The sequence below is a fragment of the Enterobacter sp. RHBSTW-00593 genome (genome assembly GCF_013784105.1).
Lineage (GTDB): Bacteria > Pseudomonadota > Gammaproteobacteria > Enterobacterales > Enterobacteriaceae > Enterobacter > Enterobacter ludwigii.
On record NZ_CP056393.1, the window covers coordinates 1,872,442 to 1,895,150 of the forward strand.

The window sequence follows — 22,709 nt, forward strand, 5'->3', positions numbered from 1 at the left end:
AAGAGGGGATGATATGAGCGTAAAAACCGTGACCTTTTCCGCAGGGCGTCCACTTCCGGCTATCGGACAGGGTACCTGGTATATGGGAGAAAAAGCCAGCCAGCGTAAATCCGAAGTGAATGCACTGCGGGCGGGCATTGATCTGGGGTTAACGTTAATTGATACCGCTGAAATGTATGCCGAAGGCGGAGCGGAAGAGGTGGTCGGGGAGGCCATTAAAGGCCAGCGCGACAACGTTTTTCTGGTATCAAAAGTCTACCCGTGGAACGCTGGCGGTCTGAAAGGCCAGGCGGCGTGTGATGCCAGTCTGCGACGTCTCGGGACAGACCACATCGATCTCTACCTTCTGCACTGGCGCGGTAACTATGGCCTGGATGAAACCATTACGCTGATGGACACACTCCAGCAGCAGGGAAAAATTGGCCGCTGGGGCGTCTCAAACCTGGATTATGAAGATATGCAGGCGCTGTGGCGTGAAGAGGGCGGTTCCGCCTGTGCCACTAATCAGGTGCTTTATCATCTGGCGTCACGGGGAATTGAATTTGATCTGCTTCCCTGGTGTCAGCAACAGGCGATGCCGGTGATGGCTTACTGCCCGCTGGCTCAGGCCGGGCGCCTGCGTTCGGGGCTGATGAACCATCCGGTCGTGAATGCCATCGCGCATAACCACCGCGCCACTGCCGCCCAAATTCTGCTGGCGTGGGTTATCCGCCATCAGGGTGTTATTGCCATACCGAAAGCGGCCTCGATTGAGCATGTTAACGCCAACGCTGGAGCGCTGGAGATAACCCTCACCGCGGAAGAACGTCACAAACTGGATAATGCTTTCCCACCACCCACCCATAAACTCCCGCTGGATGTCGTTTAATCCTGACGCATGCCCCTCTCCTTTACAGGAAGAGGGGCGGTAGCGTATTAGCGCTTCACAATACTGATTGTCTGCCCTAAGCGAGACGGTTTTTCTTCGCTGGTTTTTTGTGGCGCAGTGACGCACGCCGTTTCCACACAGACGAAGGTTTTGTAACCGTCATCAGGCACGTCGGCCATACTGGCAGAAAGTGCCGGGCCTGGGTTCCAGCCCACCACGTTGCTGTGATGGTGGTGTACCACTTCGATACCACGGTTCAGGGCGCTGTCGTGGATCACGTTGCACGCTTCCGGATGCAGGTAAACGCGGTCAGTACGGTCCGGGAACGTCTGAATGCCGTCGCTCAGTTTTCCTTCTTTCGCGTTATCCACTTTGTCGATAAAGGTATCGCCAAGGCCGCTCACCTTCACGGCGCTGATGTCACCAACGTTGAAATAGGTGTGCAGGGCGGAGGTGGTTTCAAATTCACCGTGCGCTTCCAGTTCGATTTCGCAGGTTTTGCCCAGCTTGAAGCGTGCGTACAGGGTGAAATCGTGCGGCCACAGGGCGCGGGTTTCCTCATTCGCCTGCAGCTCAAAGGTCAGTACCGCACCGTTATCGTCTTCATTGTGCGCTTTCAGCGTCCACTGCTGGTTACGGGCAAAACCGTGAGAAGGCAGGCCTTTCTCAGCGGAAGGACCAAACCATGGCCAGCAAATAGGCACGCCGCCGCGAATCGCATCCCCTTTTTTAAAGGAGGTCGCGTCGCTCAGCCACAGTGCTTCCGTTTCGCCTTCAGGTTTCCAGGAGAGCAGATGTGCGCCGTTCAGCGCCACGGAGGCTTTTACGCGCGGGTGGTCAACGACGATGATATCCGCCCCATCAATCTGGCGGCGGGAGAGCACAGGGGTAAGTTGTTCGACTACCGGAAGTGCAAAAATTTTATTAATCATTAAGCAATCCTCTGTCTAAAAACAATAAAAAAGGCGACCGAAGTCGCCTTTTTGGATCAAGAACTCATCTCAACTTATTTGGAGATGTGAGCGATCAGGTCCAGTACTTTGTTAGAGTAGCCGGTTTCGTTGTCGTACCAGGAAACCAGTTTCACGAAGTTGTCGTTCAGTGCGATACCTGCTTTAGCATCGAACACGGAAGTGCACACTTCGCCGTTGAAATCGGTAGATACAACGTCGTCTTCGGTGTAGCCCAGAACGCCTTTCATTGCGCCTTCGGAAGCAGCTTTGATTGCTTTCTTAATTTCTTCATAAGAAGCAGCTTTTTCCAGACGAACGGTCAGGTCAACAACGGATACGTTAGGAGTTGGAACGCGGAACGCCATACCAGTCAGTTTGCCATTCAGTTCTGGCAGTACTTTACCTACAGCTTTAGCTGCACCGGTAGAGGATGGGATGATGTTCTGAGCCGCGCCACGACCGCCACGCCAGTCTTTGTGAGACGGGCCGTCAACAGTTTTCTGAGTCGCGGTGGTCGCGTGAACGGTAGTCATCAGACCTTCGACGATGCCGAAGTTGTCGTTGATTACTTTAGCCAGCGGTGCCAGGCAGTTGGTGGTGCAGGATGCGTTAGAAACGATGTCCTGGCCAGCGTAAGTTTCGAAGTTTGCACCACGAACGAACATTGGGGTGTTGTCTTTAGAAGGACCGGTCAGAACAACTTTTTTCGCACCCGCGGTGATGTGTTTACGCGCAGTTTCGTCGGTCAGGAAGATACCGGTAGCTTCAGCTACAACATCAACACCGATTTCGTTCCATTTCAGGTTAGCTGGGTCTTTCTCAGCAGTAACGCGGATGGTTTTGCCATTAACAACCAGGTGGCCGTCTTTCACTTCAACGGTGCCGTCGAAACGACCGTGAGTTGAGTCGTACTTCAGCATGTACGCCATGTATTCAGCGTCCAGGAGATCGTTGATACCAACGATTTCGATGTCAGAACGTTTCTGAGCAGCACGGAAAACAATACGGCCGATACGGCCAAAACCGTTGATACCTACTTTGATAGTCATATATTCCACCAGCTATTTGTTAGTGAATAAAAGGTTGCCTGTAAAATTACAAAAACCTTACGCAGCGTCAAGCGGAATCGTGTCAATCATTGCGACAAATCAATCCTGTGACTAACGTTTGTGCGACTGACTCGCCTCACTTTCCCTTTGAGCTAGCAACCACATGGGGGCTGCGCGCGGCATTTTAAAGTCCTCGCAGGATAAAAATGTGAACATGGTCACAATTGCCTGACCGCCTTTTCGCGACACATAAGTTTAGAACAAAAGTGCACGCAAGGGTGTTAATGTTTTGTTAGAATCCGGGTTAAAAGGTGTCTGTTTCTACAGCGAGATGTAAGCATATGTCGAACCAACGTAACCCTGACGATTTGAAAAAAAACCTCACCGAAATGCAGTTTTACGTGACGCAAAATCACGGAACCGAACCGCCTTTTACCGGCCGTTTACTGCACAACAAGCGCGACGGTGTCTACCACTGTCTGGTATGTGACGCCCCGTTGTTCAATTCCCAAACGAAGTTCGATTCTGGCTGTGGCTGGCCAAGCTTTTATGAGCCGGTCAGCGACGATGCGATCCGCTACCTGAGCGACACGTCGCACGGCATGGTACGTACTGAAATTCGTTGCGGAACCTGTGACGCCCACCTTGGACACGTCTTCCCGGATGGCCCTCAGCCGACGGGTGAGCGTTTCTGTGTGAATTCAGCGTCGATGAGCTTCACCGATGATGAAAACGGTGACCAGATCAAAGGTTGAAAAAACGATTCAGCAAATTATTCCTTTGAAAGGGAGAGATCGTGAATATTGATGACATGATTAGCGGTATGACGCCGGAGGTGTATCAGCGCCTGGTGACTGCTGTTGAACTGGGAAAATGGCCGGACGGTGTCGCGCTCACGCCGGAGCAAAAAGAGAACAGTCTGCAACTGGTGATGCTCTGGCAGGCGCGTAACAATACCGACGCGCAACACATGACTATCGACACTCAAGGCCAGATGGTGATGAAGAGCAAGCGCGAGCTGAAAGAGGACTTCGGTATCACGCCAAAGCCGATCGCGACGATAAAGATGCAGTAACGGTGGGGCGGCAGTCCTGCCAGCGCCCTCTCTCTGGAGAGAGGGCGTGCTTACCTTACTCTTTGGGTTTAATTCCCAGCGACTCCGCCAGCTGTTTCGCTAACTGGTTATTGTCATCCGCGCCGTACTCCCAGAACATCGCCCCGGCGAGACCTTTCTCCTTGATGTATTCCGCTTTGATGGCGACGGAACGCGGGTTCTCATAGGAAAGGGCAAACAGCGCCTTGCCGTCCGCCGCATTCACTGAAAGCCACGGCACTTGCGCCCGTTCGTCCCAGTGTTCGGTAAAACGCTTCTGCGGATCGTTTAAGAGCTTTTTCACAATATCGTTGTACTTCACATACGTATCTTTGGTCAGGTCGTAACCCAGTGACGCGAACAAGCCGGTCTCCTGAGGCCCAAAGTAGGGCTGGGTCACCGGATGGTTTTGCGCATCGGGTTTTGTCCAGTCAATACCGGGCTCCAAGGCGCGTTTCGGCACGCGGCCGTAAAAACCAATCCCGAGGTTCATCTGCTGCGGCTTCAGCCCGGCCGCCAGATAGTTGTTCACCACAAAATCCACGCTGTATTTGTCTGCGGCGGCCACCGTTGGCCAGTCGCTAGAGTCATACAGATTGGCGTTGAAATACTGTGTGCCATACGCCATGTCGTAGGTCATCAGGTTGATGTAGTCGAGCAGCGGGGCAATGGCCTTTACATCCACCCAGCTTTTCGGACTTTCTGCATTTGCCCCCACCGCGATGGTGACCAGCTTTTTATGGCCGAAGGCGGCGCGCAATTCTTTCAGCAGTGCGGTGAAGTTATCGCGATCGGCTGGCGTGCTGGCCACCAGTCCCCATGCGCCATTTACCGGGTATTCCCAGTCAAGATCGATGCCGTCGAGTGCATATTTTTCGACAATCTCCTGAGCCGAGCGGATAAACACCGCACGGCTCTCTTGGGTCGCGGCTGCGCCGGAGAAGCCACGCGCACCCCATCCGCCCACGGAGAGCAGCACTTTCAGGTTTGGATTTTGCTTACGCAGCGTCGGGATTAGCGCCAGATCGGCGGCGACTTTTGGCGACAGCCAGATCTGATGAAGTTTCGCCGGATCTTTCAGCGCAGCATGGGTTTCGTCTTTCTCATCGTTATAGACCAGACCAAATGAGTAGTTCAGGTGGGTAATCTGACGAACGTCGAGCGTATTGATATCGCCACCGGGACCGGCGGTGACATCGCCACCGCCATTAAAATATCCCACAGACATCAGGGGAGTGGCGGAAGCAACTGACGCGCAAAGCAGGGGTAATGCTGCCAGCAAAGGCAAACGTTTCATACAAGTTCCTCTTTGACTTAACAAAAATAACCACGCCACGGAAAAGGCGTGGCGAAAAAACAGCCTGAAGAGAATAGCATTGCCGCTTCGCTGGTGATGCGAGGGAGTTCACTTTATGGGGAATGAGACGGGGCGTGCCGGGCAGCACTGTGGCTTGCCCGGCGAGAAGGTCAGGCGTGCGTTTCCAGCCAGTCTTCCAGAGTATACAGGGTGGCGCCTTCCGCGGCCATATCCATAAACGCCTGTGCGCTGTCCTGCGGTTGAATGTTCACCCCGCGACAGCCGTCGGTGATGACGCTGACGGTATAGCCTAGCTGGAGGGCGTCCAGCACGGTGAACTTCACGCAGTAATCCGTCGCCAGACCCAGCACAATCAGTTCGGTGATTTCGTGATGGCGTAACCACCCGTCCAGCGCCGTTTTCTGGCGATGTCCGTTATCAAAGAAGGCGCTGTAGCTGTCGATAGACGGGTTTTCCCCTTTATGAAACATCGCGTCGATGGCCTTCTGATTCAGCAGCGGATGCAGCTGCGCGCCTTCCGTCTGCTGCACGCAGTGATCCGGCCAGAAGGTTTGTGCCAGGCCGTCAAGTTCACCGTGCGTGAAGGGCTCAACGCCGTGCTGGCTGGCAAAACTGCCGTGGTCAGCCGGGTGCCAGTCCTGGCTTGCGACAACCGCCTCACCCCGCGTTTTGCACCACTCAATCAGCGTATTCGCCACGTCTACGGTGCTGTCACCTTCAGCGACGGCCAGTGCGCCGCCCGCACAGAAATCATTTTGCAAATCGACCAGTAACAGGGCGCGTTGCGTCATGGTGCCTCCTTATTCGTCCGGCGTCAGTTCGCCGCGCAGGTTTTGCATCATCGCGCTGCGGATGGACTGAATGTCCAGATCCTGACTCAGTAAATAGTGAAGTTTAGTCAGCGTGGCTTCAACGGTCATATCGAATCCGCTGATAACGCCTGCATGCGCGAGGGCGTTACCGGTGGCGTAACCGCCCATGTTGACTTTACCGGACATGCATTGCGTCAGGTTAACCACCACGATCCCACGCTCGCTCGCTTCCTGCAGCTCTTTCAGGAACTCGCCGTTCTGCGGGGCATTGCCCACGCCGTAAGAGCGCAGGATCAACGCTTTCACCGGCTGGCGCAGGAAGTTACGCACCACATCTGCAGAGATACCCGGGTAAATCGTTACCACGCCAATCGGTTGCGGCGTGATCGGATGAACAATCAGTTCGCCCGCCGTGCTCGGCGCAGGCGGGGTGCCAAGACGACGAATATGGATGCCCGCCTCCAGCAGCGGCTGCAGGTTCGGTGAGGCGAAAGCGTCAAAGCCATCGGCGTGCGCCTTCGTGGTCCGGTTGCCGCGATACAGTCGATTGTTGAAGAACAGCGACACTTCGTTAATCGGGTAATTCGCTGCCACATACAGGGAGTTGAGCAGGTTGATCTGCCCGTCAGAACGCAGCTCCGCCAGCGGAATTTGCGAGCCGGTGACGATGACGGGTTTGCCCAGATTCTCCAGCATGAAGGAGAGTGCCGAGGCGGTAAACGCCATCGTGTCGGTACCATGCAGGATCACAAAGCCGTCGTACTGGTCGTAATGGGCTTTAATGTCGTCCGCGATATGCTGCCAGTCTTCCGGCGTCATATCGGAGGAGTCCATCAGCGGCTCGTATTCGTGGATGGTGAAGTCAGGCATTTCAGGACGGTGGAATTCAGGCATCAGCGCGAGCTGGCGCTGAAGGTGGCCGGAGACCGGGATATAGCCGTTTTCAGAGCGCTGCATACCGATGGTACCGCCAGTGTAGGCTACATAAATCGATTTCTTCTGCATGGTAGTGAGTTCTTGTTCTTCAAAAGAAAAAAATCCCCTCTTCACGGGAAGAGGGGACGGTGTTTAACGGACGTTTGCACAGGTCAGACAAAACGCGTAACGGCTTTGTGGATCGTTAAAGGCCGCGAGTTTGTCGCTTTCCGCTTTCATCGCTTTAGCCGCCGTCGCGACTGGCGCAGGCAGATACGCCTGCAGCGCCTCAGGCAGCATGGCACGCACGGAGCCGGACATGCTGTTCATCACCAGGTCAAAGAACGACGGCTCGTCCTGGTAATACTCAACGTGCCACTGCTTGAGCTTCGCCAGTTCGGCGGCTTTCTTCACCGCGTCATCAAAGTCGCCCAGGCTGTCTACCAGACCATTATTCTTCGCATCCTGGCCGGTCCAGACGTGGCCCTGCGCAATGTCGTCGATCTGTTGCGGTGTCTTTTTACGGGACTCTGCCACCAGCGTAATAAAGCGCTTGTAGCCGTTCTCGATATTGAGCTGCATCATCTCAGAGACTTCAGGCGGCAGCGATTTGGTGACCGACACATCCGCCAGCGGTGAAGTGGCAACGCCATCGGTATGGACGCCCAGATAATCCAGGCTGTTTTCCACGGTGTTAATCACCCCAAAGATGCCAATCGAGCCGGTCAGCGTGCTCGGGTTGGCGACGATGTAGTTAGCCGGGGTTGAAATCCAGTAACCGCCCGATGCTGCCATTCCCCCCATCGACACCACTACCGGCTTGCCAGCTGCACGTGCCGCGGCAAGTTCAGCGCGGATCACTTCAGAAGCGCTGACGCTGCCGCCAGGGCTGTTTACGCGCAGTACAATCGCCTTCACTTTCGGATCAAGGCGAGCATCACGGATTTGCGATGCGGTGGTATCGCCGCCCACGTTACCCGGCGTTTCCTCGCCGTCCATGATGGCACCATTAGCAAAGACCACCGCGACGCTGTCACCGCTGTCATCCGGCTTTTTGGTCGCATAATCGTACATGCTGATAGCGCTGAAGTTTTTATCCTCTTTGCTCCAGCCAAACTGTTTGCTCAGTGATTTTTCGATATCCGCGCTGGTGCCCAGCGCATCGACCAGTTTGTTATCCAGCGCATATTTTGCGGTATCACCATCAACCTTGCGCAGGCCTTCCAGCACGCCCTGCGCGCCAGGGAACACCTGTTCAGCGGTTATCTGGCGGTTAGCGGCCACGGTGCTCAGATAGTTCTGCCACAGCTCACCAATCCAGCGGCTGTCCGCTTCACGGGCCGCAGGGGACATATCATCACGAATAAACGGCTCCACGGCGGATTTATAGGTTCCGACGCGGAAGACGTGGGTGGTGACTTTCAGTTTGTCGAGCAGCGATTTGTAATACAGACCGTTAGTGGCAAAGCCATGCAGATCGACCGTACCCTGCGGGGAGAGCCAGATTTTATTGGCGAAGCTGGCCAGATAATACTGCCCCTGGCTGTAGCTGTCCCCGACCGCAATCACCGGCTTGCCGCTGTCGCGGAATTCGCGCAGCGCTTTACCAATGTATTGCATTGAAGGCTGGTCGCCGCCGGCAAAATCTTTCAGATCCAGCACGATGCCGGTAATGTTGCGGTCATCTTTTGCCTGACGAATGGTGTCGACGATATCGAACAGGGAGTTTTCCTGAAGACGGTCTGATGTCGCGCCAAACAGCTGACGGCCAATAACGCCCAGACGATTGCTGGTGGACGGCTTATCGACGATGACGCCCGTGATATCAAGTAACAGCGCCCCGCGAGTCGAATGCTGCGCCTGATTTGCGTTGCTGATATGCATCCAGACGCCTGCGCAAACCAGAACCAGGAGGATGAAGAAGATATTCATCACCAGGTTGCGGACGAAGTTGAGCAGTCGCCACGTCCATTTAAAGAAACCGGCAATGATTCGCCAAAGGGTTCGCATGTATTCTCCCTAACCAGAAAATGACTGTTTCCGTCGCCACGGGACGGCAATGTGCGGTTATCGTAATGACCCAACCGTCACTTGTCAGCAGGAATCGCCTGCTACGCTGTAACAAAATCTGCCGCCGTGTTAATTTTGTGAGTAAATTTCAAGAAAGGAGTTAACCAATGGACGCACTTGAACTGCTTGTTAACCGCCGTAGCGCTTCACGTCTCACCGAGCCGGCGCCGGCAGGGGAGCAACTGGAGAATATTCTGCGTGCCGGCCTGCGTGCACCGGATCATGGTACGCTGCAGCCATGGCACTTCTTTGTGATTGAAGGTGAAGGCCGCGATCGTTTCAGTCAGATACTGGAGCAGGGGGCGGTTGCCGCAGGTCAGGATGAGAAGGGTATTGAGAAAGCCCGCAGTGCACCATTCCGTGCGCCGATGATCATCGCTGTCGTGGCGAAATGTCAGGCCGACCACAAAGTGCCGGTCTGGGAGCAGGAAATGTCTGCAGGCTGTGCCGTCATGGCAATGCAAATGGCCGCCGTGGCGCAAGGGTTTAACGGTATCTGGCGCACAGGGCCGCTGACCAACAGCCAGCCGGTTCGCGACGGATTCGCCTGTGGCGAACATGATAAAATTGTCGGCTTCCTCTATCTCGGCACGCCTCAGCTTAAAGCCTCCGCCACCATTAATGTGCCGGACACCACGCCTTTCGTCAGCCGTTTCTGATAACGCGCGCTAAACTGTCTGGATTCTGAGCATCTGCCGCAGAATTCAGACAGTCATACTTACCTCTTTATGGAATGAGCGCTACCATAGCGCGATTGAGATGACAGGAGACGTCCATGAGCGAGCAAACCATTCGTTTAACGCAATACAGCCACGGAGCCGGTTGCGGTTGTAAAATTTCCCCGAAAGTGCTGGAGACCATTCTCCACAGTGAACAGGCGAAGTTTGTCGACCCGAACCTGCTTGTCGGTAACGAAACGCGTGACGATGCGGCAGTTTATGACCTGGGTAACGGCACCAGCATTATCAGTACCACCGACTTCTTTATGCCGATTGTCGATAACCCGTTCGATTTCGGGCGTATTGCGGCCACCAACGCCATCAGCGATATTTTCGCCATGGGGGGCAAACCGATTATGGCGATTGCCATTCTGGGCTGGCCGATTAACACCCTTGCCCCTGAAATTGCCCGTGAGGTGATTGAAGGGGGACGTTTTGCCTGCCAGCAGGCGGGGATCGCGCTGGCCGGTGGTCATTCTATCGATGCGCCGGAGCCGATCTTCGGTCTCGCGGTCACGGGCGTGGTGCCCACCGAGCGCGTGAAACGCAACAGCACCGCGCAGGCGGGCTGCAAGCTGTTCCTCACCAAACCGCTGGGCATTGGTGTCCTCACTACTGCGGAGAAAAAATCGCTGCTGAAGCCGGAACACCAGGGGCTGGCAACCGAGGTCATGTGCCAGATGAACCTCGCGGGTGCGGCTTTCGCGAATATCGACGGCGTGAAAGCCATGACCGACGTGACCGGTTTTGGCCTTCTCGGGCACCTCTCCGAAGTGTGTCAGGGCGCGGGCGTACAGGCGCAGGTCTGGTATCAGGACGTGCCGAAGCTGCCGGGTGTGGAGGAGTACATTGCAGCGGGCGCCGTTCCGGGCGGTACCCAGCGTAACTTTGCCAGCTATGGTCATCTGATGGGCGAAATGCCTGAAGCGTGGCGCAATCTGCTGTGCGATCCGCAAACGTCCGGTGGTTTGCTGCTGGCGGTCACGCCAGACGCTGAAGCCGACGTCCAGGCGACGGCCGCAGAGTTTGGTATTACCCTGACGGCGATCGGTGAACTGGTGACCGCGCGCGGTGGCCGACCGATGATTGAGATCCGTTAATTCAATGCGGTTGTTTATTGCCGAAAAGCCGAGCCTGGCCCGTGCCATTGCCGATGTGCTGCCGAAGCCGCATCGCAAGGGAGACGGCTTTATCGAATGCGGTAACGGGCAGGTGGTCACCTGGTGTATCGGTCACCTGCTTGAGCAGGCGCAGCCGGATGTCTACGACAGCCGCTATGCCCGCTGGAACCTCAATGACCTGCCCATCGTCCCTGAAAAATGGCGCCTGCAGCCACGGCCTTCCGTCACCAAACAGCTCAACGTGATTAAACGTTTTTTGCATGACGCGACGGAAGTCATCCACGCGGGTGACCCGGACAGGGAAGGGCAACTGCTGGTGGATGAGGTGCTGGACTATCTGGAGCTGGCGCCGGAAAAACGCCAGCAGGTCCAGCGCTGCCTGATTAACGACCTCAATCCGCAGGCCGTGGAGCGGGCCATTTCACGTCTGCGCGCGAACAGCGAGTTTATTCCGCTGTGCGTTTCCGCGCTGGCCCGCGCTCGTGCTGACTGGCTTTACGGGATCAACATGACCCGCGCCTACACCATTCTGGGGCGTAATGCCGGTTATCAGGGCGTCCTCTCCGTCGGGCGTGTGCAAACGCCGGTGCTGGGGCTGGTGGTGCGTCGTGACGAAGAGATTGAGAATTTCGTCGCCAAAGATTTCTTTGAGGTTAAAGCGCATATCGTCACGCCGAAAGAGGAGCGCTTTACCGCCGTCTGGCAGCCAAGCGATGCCTGCGAATCGTATCAGGATGAAGAGGGGCGGTTGCTGCACCGTCCGCTGGCGGAGCACGTGGTCAACCGGATTACCGGTCAGCCTGCTATTGTCACCAGCTATAACGATAAACGGGAATCAGAACCCGCGCCGCTGCCGTTCTCGCTTTCCGCGCTGCAGATTGAAGCGGCGAAACGCTTCGGTCTGAGCGCGCAGAACGTCCTTGATATCTGCCAGAAGCTCTACGAAACCCACAAACTCATTACCTATCCGCGTTCTGACAGCCGGTATCTGCCGGAAGAGCACTTTGCCGGCCGTCACTCGGTGATGAACGCCATTGCCGTTCACGCGCCGGATCTGCTGCCGCAACCGGTTGTGAATCCGGACATTCATAACCGCTGCTGGGATGATAAAAAGGTGGATGCCCACCATGCGATTATCCCGACGGCGCGCGCCAGCAACGTTAACCTCACGGAAAACGAAGCGAAGGTGTATAACCTGGTGGCTCGTCAGTATCTGATGCAGTTCTGCCCGGATGCAGTGTTCCGCAAATGCGTGATTGAGCTGGAAATTGCCAAAGGGAAATTTATCGCCAAGGCGCGTTTCCTGGCGGAGGCTGGCTGGCGCACGCTGCTTGGCAACAAAGAGCGTGACGAAGAGAATGACGGCACGCCGCTGCCGGTGGTTGCCAAAGATGACGAGCTGCTGTGTGAGAAAGGCGAAGTGGTTGAACGCCAGACCCAACCGCCGCGCCACTTCACCGATGCGACACTGCTCTCGGCAATGACCGGGATCGCCCGTTTTGTTCAGGATAAGGATCTGAAGAAGATCTTGCGTGCCACCGACGGACTGGGCACGGAAGCGACCCGTGCGGGCATTATCGAGCTGCTGTTTAAGCGCGGTTTTCTGGAGAAAAAAGGGCGCTATATCCACTCGACTGAACCGGGGCGCGCATTGATCCACTCACTGCCTGAGCTGGCCGCAAGGCCGGACATGACGGCACACTGGGAATCTGTGCTGACGCAAATCAGTGAAAAGCAGTGTCGCTATCAGGATTTTATGCAGCCGCTGGTGGGGACCTTGTACGAGCTGATTAACCAGGCGCGTAATACGCCGGTGAAGCAGTTCCGGGGGATGGTTGCACCGGGTGGTGCGCCGAAGAAACCGTTCAAAAAGAAAAAAAGCGCAGCCTGATGTGCTTTCGGCTGTTGCCCTCTCCCGACGGGAAAGGGCGACAGCGTGCTTAGATAACCCCTTGCCCAATCATCGCATCCGCGACCTTCACGAACCCGGCGATATTTGCGCCACGCACGTAGTTGGTTTGCGATGCCTCACCGCCGTACTCGACGCAGGCGTGGTGAATATCCAGCATAATGTGGTGCAGACGCGCATCCACTTTCTCTGCCTTCCAGCCGAGGCGCGCGGCGTTTTGCGCCATCTCCAGGCCAGAGGTCGCCACGCCACCGGCGTTCGCGGCTTTGCCCGGCGCAAACAGCACGCCAGCCTCAAGGAACAGATCGGTCGCTTCGATGGTGGTTGGCATATTCGCCCCTTCGGCCACGGCCTTCACGCCGTTGGTAATCAGGGTGCGTGCGGCCTCGGTATCCAGTTCGTTCTGGGTCGCACATGGCAGGGCGATATCGACCGGCACGCCCCACGGCTGTTTGCCTTCGAGCCAGGTCAGACCAAATTCACGGGCATAATCCGCCAGACGGCCGTCGCGGCTGGCTTTAATGTCGCACAGGCGTGCCAGCTTCTCGGCCGTAAAACCGGCTTCATCCACCACGGTACCGCGTGAATCTGACGCGGTAACCACGCGGGCACCAAACTGCATTGCTTTCTCAATGGCGTACTGGGCCACGTTACCGGAGCCGGACACCGCCACGCGCATACCTTCAAACCCTAAGCCGTGGCGCTTCAGCATCGCCTCGGTAAAATAGACCAGCCCGTAGCCGGTGGCTTCCGGACGGATCAGGCTGCCACCAAAGGAGAGCCCTTTGCCCGTAAAGACACAGGCGCTGTTATTCGAAAGCTTTTTCATCATGCCGGCCATGAAGCCCACTTCACGCGCACCGACGCCGATATCGCCCGCCGGAACGTCAGTATCGGGACCAAGATGACGATAGAGTTCGGTCATCAGCGCCTGACAGAAACGCATCACTTCGCCTTCGCTTTTGCCTTTCGGATCGAAATCACTGCCGCCTTTCCCGCCGCCCATGGGCAGGGTCGTAAGGGCGTTTTTAAACGTCTGCTCAAAGCCGAGGAATTTTAAAATCGACAGATTCACGGAAGGGTGGAAACGCATCCCACCCTTAAACGGGCCGATGGCGGAATTAAACTGCACGCGCCACGCGCGGTTAACCTGGACCTGATTACGGTCATCTACCCAGGTCACGCGAAACTGGATCACGCGCTCCGGCTCCACGAGGCGCTCAAGCAGTGACATCTGGCGATAACGCGGGTTTTCTTCAAGGAACGGCCATAACGTGGTCATGACTTCACGTACGGCCTGCGCAAACTCACTTTGATGCGGGTCGCGCTGTTGAACATAAGAGAGGAAAGTTTCCAGAGAGCGTGTCTGATCCATAGATATAAGAACCCCTTATATTATTTTATGTATATTGCTTATACGAATTGTGTTGTTTTTTTGACTATACCATCCGTACCGCTTTGTGAAGCAAGCAGAAATGCATGCCGAAAGGGAAATTAATCAGCGGGGCTGCGTCATAACCAAAAGCGATGACGAGATAAATTAAAGGTTCTGCGCCGGATTACCGTTATAGTCTTTATCAGGGCACAACAGGAAGATAAGTCTATGAACCGTTACGTGATAACCGCGTTATGTTTGATGTTTACCGCAGGCGCGCAGGCAGACCGCATTCGCCCGGATGTGGACGTGAATGTGCCGCCGGAGGTGTTCAGCTCCAGCGGCCAGCGAGCGCAGCCGTGTAACCAGTGCTGCATCTATCAGGATCAGAACTATTCGGAAGGGGCAGTGGTAAAAGCGGACGGCATTCTGTTGCAGTGCCAGCGTGATGAACGCACCATTAGCACGAATCCGCTGGTCTGGCGTCGCGTAAAACAATAAACGCCTCCAGCAGCGGGATGTCCGCAGGCGCTAAGTTGAAACCAAATGCGTCTTCGGGCGTACACCACACCAGCGCACTGTGGTAATGCGCCGTCAGCGCGCCGCTGAACGCCGGAACGTGCCAGGCGTGAAGGTTGATTAACCGCTGTGACACCTCGCGCTGATGGCTTGCCACATACTCACCAGGCTGCGCGTGGATGCCGAGCTCTTCGTGCAACTCGCGGACAAGCGCCTCGGGCTGCGTCTCACCGGCTTCTACTTTTCCGCCTGCGAATTCCCACATGCCCGGCTGGTCGGCATGAGCCGGGCGCTGGGCCAGTAAAATTTTGTTGTCTTTTTCGATGATTGCCGCAACGACATCGACTGTTTTTAGCATGGTCGTCAATACTTGTTAGCGAAAAACACCATATTATCGTGCCCTTTCTAAGAGTCCAGCCATCAGGAGAATCAGGTGAAAGAGACGTCCACCTGGGTAGATCCCATCGCCACCCTTCCGGTCAGCATAAAACCGATTGCCGCCATGCAGAAAAAACACTTTGGTGCCGTGCTTAACCCCACGCGCTGGTGGGGAAGGATGCCACGTCTTTTCTGGCTGGTGGCATTGTTCGTCGGTTTTCTCGAACGTCGTCACGCGCGCCTGTCGCCGGTGCTTCGTTCGCTGTTAATGACCCGGGTATCGCAGCTTTGTCACTGCGCTTTTTGTATCGATGCCAACAGTTTGCGCCTGGCGGAGCGCTCGGGCGCATTGGATAAGGTTCAGGCCGTCAACGCGTGGCGTGATTCCGCTCTTTTTAGCGAAGAGGAGCGTGCGGCGCTGGCCTATGCCGAGGCTGTCACCGCGACGCCGCCCCGTGTGGATGACGAAATCAAAAGTGAGATCACACGCCATTTCAGCGAGGACGCGATCGCCGAAATGACGGCGCTGATTGCGTTTCAGAATCTCTCTGCACGCTTTAATGCCGCGCTGGACATCCCGGCGCAGGGGTTATGTGCCACGTTTAAAGAGGATCCCCATGCTTGATCGTCATCTGCACCCGCGGATTAAACCCACGCTCAACCGACTGGTGTCAGTACTGGATAAGCCGGGGATCACGCCTGACGGATTAACCCTGACCGGGTTTGCCATAGGCGTGCTGGCCTTACCGTTTCTGGCCCTCGGCTGGTATCCGGCGGCGCTCGTCGCCATCGTGCTGAATCGCCTGCTGGATGGTCTGGACGGTGCGCTGGCGCGCCGGCGCGGGCTGACGGATGCGGGAGGCTTTCTTGATATCGCCCTCGATTTTCTGTTTTACGCGCTGGTTCCCTTCGGATTCGCGCTGGCGGCCCCCGCAGAGAATGCGCTTGCCGCTGGCTGGCTGTTGTTTGCCTTTATCGGTACCGGGAGCAGTTTTCTGGCATTTGCCGCGCTGGCAGCGAAACACAACATCGACAACCCTGGCTACGCGCATAAGTCGTTTTACTATATTGGTGGGTTAACGGAGGGGACGGAGACGATCGCGCTGTTTGTGCTGTGCTGCCTCTTTCCAGCGCACTTCAGCGTGCTGGCGTGGATATTTGGCGCGTTGTGCTGGCTGACCACCACAACGCGCATCTGGAGCGGGTATGTGACGCTGAAGTCACTTACCCGTTAGCGTGAACTTTCTGGCCCACGTTTTCCGCTTGAGACGGGGTTCTGTGGATGACTGCTCCACTCGTACCAGCCGCCGTCATAGACGGCGACATTTTTCCAGCCCATCGCCCGTGCGTACATAAACGTCTCGGACGCACGCCAGCCGGTGCCGCAGTAAAACGCGACGTGCTGTTCCGGCAGGATGTTCCAGATTTTCCACATGGCGGCGATGTCGTCAGCGCTGCGCATGGTGCCATCCGGATTATGGAAATCTTCCATATGGGTGGCGTCGCTACCGGCATGCCCCCAGCGGGCACCGGCAATCTCACCTTTTGGCTTGATGTAGCTGTAGCCGCTGGTTTCGCCGATGAACTCCGGCCAGGAACGAATGCTGACCAGCGACGCGTCCTGGCGATGCAGCATCCCGCGTGCTTGCGCCATATCCACCATCAACTGCGGCTGGCCGGGGATCGGTGCACCAAAATCGGGGGCGGGCTTCACGTCTTTGGGCATTCCCCGTTCAACCGGCAGACCCGCGTCAGACCAGGCTTTCCAGCCGCCATCAAGAATGCGGACGTCCTTCACGCCCGCATACAGCATGATCTGCGCCACGCGGGCGGCGGCATATACGTCACGGCCATACAAAATGACGGTCGTATCGTGACGGATCCCGTGCTTCGCCAGCATCGCTTTTAGCGTGTCGTCAGAAACTTTATTCCACAGCGGTTCGCTTTCCACTTCGTTGGTATCAATGTAGCCGGCACCGGGAATATGGTTCAGCAGATAAAACTTCGGCGCGCCCCATGCGGCTTCAATGACTTTCCAGTCGCCCGTCGGCGCGGCAGTGACGGGTTTACCCTGCTGAAGCTGGTGGATCCACTCCGGGTAGACGAGTTGTTCAAAGTGCGGCAAACGCTGCAGACGCTCAGGTACTTGCAGGGCATCGTTGAGCACGGAAATCTGGTGGTAACCGGCTTTTTCCAGCCGCGCTTTGACCGCCTGATTATCGGCGTCGCGACCGTAGAGCGCGATCGTCATGGCCGGCGTAAGCTGGTGCTGTCTGGCCCAGACGGCAATCTGGTCATCGCTCATCGCGCCAAGCCAGGTGGCGGAAAGGTTAAGTGCGGCGGGCTCATGCCCGGAGGGCGCGCTCAGCGTTTGCGGCCAGCCGTTGTAAAACGCGCTGGCGCGGGTGTCGATCACCGCGCCGTGTTGTGCCTGAAGTTGAGACAGCGTCATGGCGTGCGGCATATCAGCAGCCAGAGAGGAAAATGAAGCGAGGCCGCACAGCATGGCCAGCGCGGTCAGTTGAGAAACACGTTTCATCGAATAACCTGACGTCAGTAAAAGAGGGGGGCATTGTCGTCTCTCCTGAAAGGTAAAACATTGCGTTAGCACATTATTGCCAGCGAGAAATCCCAATCACTTCGCCGCCCGGGGGCACGTCTTCGTCGTCATGCGTGACCAGAACCACCGGAATATTGCGTGCGCGGGTAGTGTCAAATACCCATGCCCGAAACGAGGCGCGTAACGCATTATCGAGACGGCTGAACGGTTCATCCAGCAGTAACGCCTGCGGCTCTGCAAGCAGGGCACGCAGCAGACTGACCCGGGCACGTTCGCCGCCGGAAAGGGTCGCCGGATCGCTGGCGTAATGCCCGACAAGCCCGGCAGAACCGAGCGCCTGCTCGACCGCTTCCCGCCGTGCTCGTCCGACAATCCGTTCAGGTAATGCCAGCAGCAAATTTTGTCCGACGCTGAAATGGTCAAACAGCAGGGCATCCTGAAAGAGGATCCCCAACCCGCGGGCCTCCACGGGCAGTCCGTCGCAGCGACGTTCATCAAGCCACAGTTCGCCCTGAGCCTGAAAGTCGTCTGGCAGTGCGCCCACCATCCAGGCAAAAAGGGTTGATTTTCCGCTGCCGGAAGGCCCCATCAGCGTGACTATTTCGCCGCGTGGTACACAAAAATTGACCTCGCGGAAAAGCGGTTCAATGGTGAGATTGCTGACCTGTAGCATTAACGTAATCCTCGTCGGTAACGGCTTGCGAGCCGGGATAGCAGGGCGGCAAGGCCAAACACACTCCCCGTGACCAACAGCAACCCCAGCGCCCGGTTAGCCAGAAGCGGAATGCTGCCTCCACTGCTGAGCGCCACGGTTTCAGTGGTCAGCGTCGCAAAACGGCCTGCGCCCAGCCAGAGGGTTGGCATGTATTGCGCCATGCTGACGGAAAACCCGGTCGCGAAAGCCAGCAGCGCCGGGCGTACCAGCAAGGGGCATTTCAGCCAGCAGAAGATTTTTCCCCGCCGCCAGCCGAGCGTTCTGGCGGTAAGGATCAGCCGGGGATCGATCCTCTGCCAGGCTGGCTGGAGGACCAGCAACATCCACGGTAAAACCCACAGCAGATGGCTCCACAGCACGGCGGCATAGTGTCCGTCGATACCCAGTCGCAACGCGATAACGTATTGTCCGGTAACGAGGGGCAGCGCCGGCAGCGCCAGCGGCAACCACACCCACTGTGTGCCTCGCTGCGGTCCCCACTCAAGCCAGAGAACAATTACCCCCAGCGAAATCAGGCTGGCGAGCAGGCCAAAGGAGAGGCTGGCGCCAACCGCACCGATGTCGTCCCGCTGCGCCAGCATGAGCAGCACGACCGCGCAAAGCACCCCGCAGGCGGGCAGAAATCCGCTGAGCAGACGCGCTGGTGGCGCGATAAGCGACATTCGACGGCGTCCGCTCAGATCCGGCAGCGTGCGACGCCAGAGTCTCCATGCGCCGTAACCCAGTGCAGAAAGCGCGGCCAGCAGCAGAAGGAGAAGCAGGCACAGCAGCGTTCCCTTTGTCTGCTGCTGCGCATCGCCCTGACTGAGCCACTGCCACGCCAGTACGGCAAGCGTCGGGGGATTGCCAGGCCCGAGCATCATCGCCACGTCCACAACCGACAGGGACCAGGCCAGCACCGCCAGCATCACCGCGCCAAGAGCTGGCGCGATCGTTGGAAGGATGAGCCAGTTCAGCGCCTGAAAACGCCCGTAGCCGAAGGTATGCAGCACGACCTTTTGCTGCGCAAGGCGTTTTTCCGGCAGGACGGCGTAAAGGGCCCACAGCACAAACGCGCTCTCTTTTACCGCAAGCGTCAGCCCCAGCCCTGCACCGTATCGGTCAAGCGGTGGCGTACAGACGCTACACACCTGATACAGCAGGCCCCCTTCGGCAAACAATAGTAAAGCGCTGGTGGCAAAGGCCACATGAGGAACGGCGAGCAGCCACGGCAGTCGGCTGCTGAGCCGTCGCCAGCGCTCGCCCGGCCACAGGAGGGCCACGATCACCAGAGCGATAAACATCGACCCCAGCGACGCGATAAGCGTTGAGACCAGCGTGGCGACCGTAGCCTGTGGCAGTTGCGGGTCGTTAAGCAGCAACTGCCAGTTGTTCAGCGAGAATGCCGGGGCAAACAGTATGGCGGCGGCGGGGAGCAGCGGCATATAGATGACCGCCATCGCCAGCCAGACGAGCCAGCTCAGCGGGTGCCGTAACGACGCAGCCATTCCTGCTCCAGCGCGTTAACCCAGGCAGCGTGCGGCTCGGGAAGTATTTTCGGCAGCCCTGCCGGCGTATGGGCAGCGAGCTGCTTCGCTTCTTTTTCGGGCAGTGTTTTCGCATCCAGTACGCTCGGGTCTCCCCAGATGGCCGGGTCGGCCTTGCGAATTTGCGCCTGCGGTGAAAGGAGGAAATTGGCGACCACCTTCGCGCCTGCGCTTGCGCTGGCATTCGACGGAATGGCCACAAAATGGACGTTGCCTATCATTCCGTTGTCAAAACCAACGCTGTAGCTGTCGGCAGGCAGTTCACCGCTGGCCACTTTTTGCTGCGCATGTGCCGGGTTAAAGGTCAGGGAGAGATTAAGACTACCGCTGGCAAGCAAGGTATCCGTTCTGGCGGGCGAGGGAGGAAAGTCCTCTCCCTTTCGCCACAGCAGCGGGTGTAATTTGTCCAGGTAGTGCCACAGCGGAGCCGTCACCTGGGCAAAGGTGTTATCAGGGGCTTTTTGCAACGCCTCCGGGTGAGCGGTGAGGGTCAGGAGCAACTGTTCCAGAAATGCCGTACCGGTAAAATCGGGCGGGCGTGGGTAGCTGACTTTGCCCGGATGCTGCTGCGCATACGCCAGCAACGCCTGAGGATCGTTTGGGGGCGCAGGCAGGCTTGCGTGGCGGGCAATAAAGGTGAGTTGTGCACCGCCCCACGGGGATTCCGCGCCATCGGTGGGGACAGCAAAATCCTCCATAACCGGTTTACGGGTATCGACATAGCGCCAGTTGGGCAAGGTCTGCGCCCATCCGGTTTGCAGCAGGTTAGCGGCTTTAAGGGTACGGAAATTCTCACCGTTGACCCATAAGAGGTCGACTGACCCGTTCGTTTTCCGGCCTGCGGCGGCCTCTGTTTGAATACGTTTGACCGCATCGGCGGCATCCGCCAGTGGGACGATTTTAAGGGTTATGTCGTAATGCGTTTTCATCTCACCGCTTACCCACTCGAGGTAGCGGTTTACCGCCCGATCGCCGCCCCAGGCGTTAAACCAGACGGTCTGGCCTTTAGCTTGTTGTTGGATAGCCTGCCAGTTGTCCGCTGCAAACAGCGGGGCTGCCAGCAGCAGACCGCTCAGAAACGTGCAAAAACGCACACGGCGCATAATGCCTCACTTTTTTGATGATGGGGTAAAACGGGAAAACAGCCAGCGCGTCGCCAGCGGCAATAACCCCAGTAGTGTAAAGGCGAATATCAGTCCCGGCGATAAAATATCGCGAAGCGAATTCACTTTCCCCAGCGCGCGTCCGGCGTTCAGAAAGATAATGGTTGCAGGCAGCATGGCGACCTGGCTCACCCACCAGTAGCGACTGACCGCAATACGGGTCAGCCCCATGAGCAGATTCACCAGAAAAAACGGGAACAAGGGCATCAGACGCAGGGCAAAAAGATACCTTGCACCGTCTCGCGCCATACCGGCATTCACCGTATTCATCTGCGATGTGAATCGCCGCTGTACCCAGTCGCGCAGCAGATAACGGCTGGCAAGCATCGCCAGCGTGGCGCCGAGGGTAGAAGCAAACGAGACCAGCAGGGTACCTTCCCACAGCGTAAACAGCGCTCCCGCCAGCAGCGTCAGTATCGCCGCACCGGGTATCGACAGGGCGGAGACCAACACGTAGAGGGCGAAAAAGAAAAACGCGCTTTGCCACGGTGCCTGTTCCACATGCAAGAGAAGCGACTGCTGGTGCGTTTTGATGGTTTCCAGGGAGAGCGTCCCCGGCGGAAGAAAGACGAAGGTCAGAACAAATGCGCCCAGAAGGGCGCACATCAGGAGTATTTTTTGCGTGTTCACACGAGGTTACAGTTTGAATTTCGCCCAGACCGGCGCATGGTCAGACGGTTTTTCCATGCTGCGGATATCGTAATCGATGCCGGTTTCGATGCAGCGTTCCGCCAGCGGCGGGCTGGCCAGCAGCAGGTCTATACGCAGACCGCGGTTGTCATCAAAGCCTTTTGAGCGGTAGTCAAACCACGAGAAGCGATCCTGCGTTTCCGGGTTGGCGGTGCGGAAAGTATCAACCAGGCCCCAGCCGAGCAGGCGTTCCATCCACTCGCGTTCTTCCGGCAGGAAAGAACATTTACCGGTACGCAACCAGCGTTTGCGGTTCTCTTCTCCAATGCCGATATCGAGATCGGTCGGGCTGATATTCATGTCGCCCATGATCAGCACCGGATTCTCTTTTTTCAGTTCGGTGGTCAGGTAATCCTGCAGATCCTGATAAAACTTTGCTTTGGCCGGGAATTTTGTCTCATGGTCGCGGCTCTCACCCTGCGGGAAATACCCGTTAATCACCGTGATATTGCCAAGTGGTGAAGGAATTTCCGCCATGATGATGCGACGCTGCGCTTCGCCATCATCGCCCGGGAAGCCACGACGTACGGAAACCGGCGTCTCTTTGGTCAGCAGCGCCACGCCATAGTGACCTTTCTGTCCGTGATAGAAGACGTTGTAACCGAGCTTCGCCACCTCTTCGAGGGGGAACATATCGTCGTGAACTTTTGTCTCCTGCAGGCCGATCACATCTGGCTGATGTTGCTCAACAATTGCTTCAAGCTGGTGAGGGCGGGCACGCAGGCCGTTGATATTAAAAGAGACAAATTTCATAGTCGCTGCCAATGCAAGGTGAATAGTGCATGGATGGTAGCAGAATTTGCGTCAACTGTTACGGGGTTCGACCAATAACTGCGACAGATCATGCCAACGGTGCAATATTTGCACCATTCTGACGCGCATTGCCCCCCAACAGGGCGTAAAGAACCGATAAATTTCGCGAGCGATCACAATTCCAGAATTATATTTGGCTTCTG

23 protein-coding genes are annotated in these 22,709 nt (G+C 56.8%); 9 read left to right on the plus strand and 14 right to left on the minus strand.

Annotated features, from left to right (window positions below):
• Positions 1-13 precede the first annotated feature (13 nt).
• Positions 14-868: an aldo/keto reductase gene (locus HV242_RS08805; RefSeq protein ID WP_050736649.1), complete on the plus strand. Its 855-nt coding sequence runs from the start codon at positions 14-16 to the stop codon at positions 866-868.
• A gap of 47 nt (positions 869-915) precedes the next feature.
• On the opposite strand, the gene HV242_RS08810 is transcribed toward HV242_RS08805, so the two are convergent.
• Together HV242_RS08810 and gapA are read right to left on the minus strand one after the other, a co-directional pair.
• On the minus strand, positions 916-1,800 hold the full coding sequence (locus tag HV242_RS08810; RefSeq protein WP_044858683.1) for a D-hexose-6-phosphate mutarotase: 885 nt from the start codon (positions 1,798-1,800) through the stop codon (positions 916-918).
• A 74-nt stretch (positions 1,801-1,874) separates the two neighbouring features.
• Positions 1,875-2,870: a glyceraldehyde-3-phosphate dehydrogenase gene (gene gapA / locus HV242_RS08815; RefSeq protein WP_020884442.1), complete on the minus strand. Its 996-nt coding sequence runs from the start codon at positions 2,868-2,870 to the stop codon at positions 1,875-1,877.
• Between the two features lie 341 nt (positions 2,871-3,211).
• On the opposite strand from gapA, the gene msrB reads away from it, so the two are divergent.
• The gene (gene msrB, locus HV242_RS08820; protein ID WP_020884441.1) at positions 3,212-3,625 is read left to right on the plus strand and encodes a peptide-methionine (R)-S-oxide reductase MsrB; all 414 of its coding nucleotides are present in this window, start codon (positions 3,212-3,214) and stop codon (positions 3,623-3,625) included.
• 56 nt (positions 3,626-3,681) lie between these two features.
• Complete coding sequence (locus HV242_RS08825) at positions 3,682-3,945, plus strand: YeaC family protein (protein ID WP_153852331.1); 264 nt, start codon at positions 3,682-3,684, stop codon at positions 3,943-3,945.
• A 55-nt stretch (positions 3,946-4,000) separates the two neighbouring features.
• Here the strand turns inward: HV242_RS08825 and HV242_RS08830 are convergent, their stop codons facing one another.
• The 4 genes from HV242_RS08830 to sppA all read right to left on the minus strand — a co-directional run bounded on the left by HV242_RS08830 (position 4,001) and on the right by sppA (position 9,018).
• Positions 4,001-5,260 (minus strand): glycoside hydrolase family 18 protein, encoded by a 1,260-nt coding sequence (locus tag HV242_RS08830; RefSeq protein WP_181616922.1) that lies wholly within the window; start codon positions 5,258-5,260, stop codon positions 4,001-4,003.
• Positions 5,261-5,430: 170 nt separating this feature from the next.
• Positions 5,431-6,072: a bifunctional nicotinamidase/pyrazinamidase gene (gene pncA / locus HV242_RS08835; protein ID WP_050736651.1), complete on the minus strand. Its 642-nt coding sequence runs from the start codon at positions 6,070-6,072 to the stop codon at positions 5,431-5,433.
• A 9-nt stretch (positions 6,073-6,081) separates the two neighbouring features.
• Positions 6,082-7,098: an asparaginase gene (ansA, locus tag HV242_RS08840; RefSeq protein ID WP_020884438.1), complete on the minus strand. Its 1,017-nt coding sequence runs from the start codon at positions 7,096-7,098 to the stop codon at positions 6,082-6,084.
• Between the two features lie 63 nt (positions 7,099-7,161).
• Positions 7,162-9,018: a signal peptide peptidase SppA gene (gene sppA / locus HV242_RS08845; protein ID WP_050736652.1), complete on the minus strand. Its 1,857-nt coding sequence runs from the start codon at positions 9,016-9,018 to the stop codon at positions 7,162-7,164.
• Between the two features lie 167 nt (positions 9,019-9,185).
• Here sppA and HV242_RS08850 point away from each other — a divergent pair, with 167 nt between their 5' ends.
• The 3 genes from HV242_RS08850 to HV242_RS08860 all read left to right on the plus strand — a co-directional run bounded on the left by HV242_RS08850 (position 9,186) and on the right by HV242_RS08860 (position 12,809).
• On the plus strand, positions 9,186-9,737 hold the full coding sequence (locus HV242_RS08850; protein ID WP_014169648.1) for an NAD(P)H nitroreductase: 552 nt from the start codon (positions 9,186-9,188) through the stop codon (positions 9,735-9,737).
• Positions 9,738-9,853: 116 nt separating this feature from the next.
• Positions 9,854-10,897, plus strand: a complete 1,044-nt coding sequence (gene selD, locus HV242_RS08855) for a selenide, water dikinase SelD (protein WP_020884436.1) — start codon at positions 9,854-9,856, stop codon at positions 10,895-10,897.
• Positions 10,898-10,901: 4 nt separating this feature from the next.
• Positions 10,902-12,809 carry a DNA topoisomerase III gene (locus HV242_RS08860; protein WP_050736653.1) on the plus strand — a complete coding sequence of 636 codons (1,908 nt, stop codon included), beginning with the start codon at positions 10,902-10,904 and terminating at the stop codon, positions 12,807-12,809.
• 49 nt (positions 12,810-12,858) lie between these two features.
• Here the strand turns inward: HV242_RS08860 and gdhA are convergent, their stop codons facing one another.
• The gene (gdhA, locus tag HV242_RS08865; protein ID WP_020884434.1) at positions 12,859-14,202 is read right to left on the minus strand and encodes an NADP-specific glutamate dehydrogenase; all 1,344 of its coding nucleotides are present in this window, start codon (positions 14,200-14,202) and stop codon (positions 12,859-12,861) included.
• Positions 14,203-14,430: 228 nt separating this feature from the next.
• Between gdhA and HV242_RS08870 the strand changes: the two genes are divergently transcribed.
• Entirely contained in the window at positions 14,431-14,703 is a 273-nt protein-coding gene (locus HV242_RS08870) for a YnjH family protein (RefSeq protein ID WP_032677956.1), read from the plus strand.
• Here the strand turns inward: HV242_RS08870 and HV242_RS08875 are convergent.
• Positions 14,663-15,079, minus strand: coding sequence for a pyrimidine (deoxy)nucleoside triphosphate diphosphatase (locus tag HV242_RS08875; RefSeq protein ID WP_025204417.1), 417 nt, complete (start codon positions 15,077-15,079; stop codon positions 14,663-14,665). The genes HV242_RS08870 and HV242_RS08875 overlap by 41 nt on opposite strands.
• A 75-nt stretch (positions 15,080-15,154) precedes the next feature.
• On the opposite strand from HV242_RS08875, the gene HV242_RS08880 reads away from it, so the two are divergent.
• Both HV242_RS08880 and HV242_RS08885 read left to right on the plus strand, forming a co-directional pair.
• Positions 15,155-15,724, plus strand: coding sequence for a carboxymuconolactone decarboxylase family protein (locus HV242_RS08880; RefSeq protein ID WP_032677957.1), 570 nt, complete (start codon positions 15,155-15,157; stop codon positions 15,722-15,724).
• Positions 15,717-16,334 (plus strand): CDP-alcohol phosphatidyltransferase family protein, encoded by a 618-nt coding sequence (locus HV242_RS08885; RefSeq protein WP_032677958.1) that lies wholly within the window; start codon positions 15,717-15,719, stop codon positions 16,332-16,334. Before HV242_RS08880 ends, HV242_RS08885 begins: the two co-directional genes overlap by 8 nt.
• Here the strand turns inward: HV242_RS08885 and HV242_RS08890 are convergent.
• The 6 genes from HV242_RS08890 to xthA form a co-directional block, all read right to left on the minus strand.
• Positions 16,331-17,638, minus strand: coding sequence for a sulfurtransferase (locus tag HV242_RS08890; protein WP_050736654.1), 1,308 nt, complete (start codon positions 17,636-17,638; stop codon positions 16,331-16,333). The two genes, HV242_RS08885 and HV242_RS08890, sit on opposite strands and share 4 nt — an antisense overlap.
• A gap of 73 nt (positions 17,639-17,711) precedes the next feature.
• Positions 17,712-18,332 carry an ATP-binding cassette domain-containing protein gene (locus HV242_RS08895; protein WP_032677960.1) on the minus strand — a complete coding sequence of 207 codons (621 nt, stop codon included), beginning with the start codon at positions 18,330-18,332 and terminating at the stop codon, positions 17,712-17,714.
• The gene (locus HV242_RS08900; RefSeq protein ID WP_050736655.1) at positions 18,332-19,861 is read right to left on the minus strand and encodes an ABC transporter permease family protein; all 1,530 of its coding nucleotides are present in this window, start codon (positions 19,859-19,861) and stop codon (positions 18,332-18,334) included. Before HV242_RS08900 ends, HV242_RS08895 begins: the two co-directional genes overlap by 1 nt.
• Positions 19,834-20,994, minus strand: a complete 1,161-nt coding sequence (locus HV242_RS08905) for an ABC transporter substrate-binding protein (RefSeq protein WP_458309219.1) — start codon at positions 20,992-20,994, stop codon at positions 19,834-19,836. The genes HV242_RS08900 and HV242_RS08905 overlap by 28 nt, the downstream gene beginning before the upstream one ends.
• Before the next feature lie 15 nt (positions 20,995-21,009).
• Positions 21,010-21,693 carry a TVP38/TMEM64 family protein gene (locus HV242_RS08910; protein ID WP_032677962.1) on the minus strand — a complete coding sequence of 228 codons (684 nt, stop codon included), beginning with the start codon at positions 21,691-21,693 and terminating at the stop codon, positions 21,010-21,012.
• A 6-nt stretch (positions 21,694-21,699) separates the two neighbouring features.
• A complete protein-coding gene (gene xthA / locus HV242_RS08915; protein WP_020884424.1) occupies positions 21,700-22,506 on the minus strand; it encodes an exodeoxyribonuclease III in 807 nt (268 codons plus the stop codon).
• Between the last annotated feature and the right edge of the window lie 203 nt (positions 22,507-22,709).

What these genes read in the sequence shown, in the direction of transcription:
- HV242_RS08885 (WP_032677958.1), top strand. Translation starts at nt 15,717, where the DNA reads ATGCTTGATCGTCATCTGCACCCGCGGATTAAACCCACGCTCAACCGA.
- selD (WP_020884436.1), top strand. Translation starts at nt 9,854, where the DNA reads ATGAGCGAGCAAACCATTCGTTTAACGCAATACAGCCACGGAGCCGGT.
- ansA (WP_020884438.1), bottom strand. Translation starts at nt 7,098, where the DNA reads ATGCAGAAGAAATCGATTTATGTAGCCTACACTGGCGGTACCATCGGT.
- HV242_RS08870 (WP_032677956.1), top strand. Translation starts at nt 14,431, where the DNA reads ATGAACCGTTACGTGATAACCGCGTTATGTTTGATGTTTACCGCAGGC.
- gapA (WP_020884442.1), bottom strand. Translation starts at nt 2,870, where the DNA reads ATGACTATCAAAGTAGGTATCAACGGTTTTGGCCGTATCGGCCGTATT.
- HV242_RS08890 (WP_050736654.1), bottom strand. Translation starts at nt 17,638, where the DNA reads ATGAAACGTGTTTCTCAACTGACCGCGCTGGCCATGCTGTGCGGCCTC.
- pncA (WP_050736651.1), bottom strand. Translation starts at nt 6,072, where the DNA reads ATGACGCAACGCGCCCTGTTACTGGTCGATTTGCAAAATGATTTCTGT.
- HV242_RS08810 (WP_044858683.1), bottom strand. Translation starts at nt 1,800, where the DNA reads ATGATTAATAAAATTTTTGCACTTCCGGTAGTCGAACAACTTACCCCT.
- HV242_RS08825 (WP_153852331.1), top strand. Translation starts at nt 3,682, where the DNA reads ATGATTAGCGGTATGACGCCGGAGGTGTATCAGCGCCTGGTGACTGCT.
- msrB (WP_020884441.1), top strand. Translation starts at nt 3,212, where the DNA reads ATGTCGAACCAACGTAACCCTGACGATTTGAAAAAAAACCTCACCGAA.
- HV242_RS08895 (WP_032677960.1), bottom strand. Translation starts at nt 18,332, where the DNA reads ATGCTACAGGTCAGCAATCTCACCATTGAACCGCTTTTCCGCGAGGTC.
- xthA (WP_020884424.1), bottom strand. Translation starts at nt 22,506, where the DNA reads ATGAAATTTGTCTCTTTTAATATCAACGGCCTGCGTGCCCGCCCTCAC.
- HV242_RS08875 (WP_025204417.1), bottom strand. Translation starts at nt 15,079, where the DNA reads ATGCTAAAAACAGTCGATGTCGTTGCGGCAATCATCGAAAAAGACAAC.
- HV242_RS08850 (WP_014169648.1), top strand. Translation starts at nt 9,186, where the DNA reads ATGGACGCACTTGAACTGCTTGTTAACCGCCGTAGCGCTTCACGTCTC.
- gdhA (WP_020884434.1), bottom strand. Translation starts at nt 14,202, where the DNA reads ATGGATCAGACACGCTCTCTGGAAACTTTCCTCTCTTATGTTCAACAG.
- HV242_RS08900 (WP_050736655.1), bottom strand. Translation starts at nt 19,861, where the DNA reads ATGGCTGCGTCGTTACGGCACCCGCTGAGCTGGCTCGTCTGGCTGGCG.
- HV242_RS08830 (WP_181616922.1), bottom strand. Translation starts at nt 5,260, where the DNA reads ATGAAACGTTTGCCTTTGCTGGCAGCATTACCCCTGCTTTGCGCGTCA.
- HV242_RS08860 (WP_050736653.1), top strand. Translation starts at nt 10,902, where the DNA reads ATGCGGTTGTTTATTGCCGAAAAGCCGAGCCTGGCCCGTGCCATTGCC.
- sppA (WP_050736652.1), bottom strand. Translation starts at nt 9,018, where the DNA reads ATGCGAACCCTTTGGCGAATCATTGCCGGTTTCTTTAAATGGACGTGG.
- HV242_RS08805 (WP_050736649.1), top strand. Translation starts at nt 14, where the DNA reads ATGAGCGTAAAAACCGTGACCTTTTCCGCAGGGCGTCCACTTCCGGCT.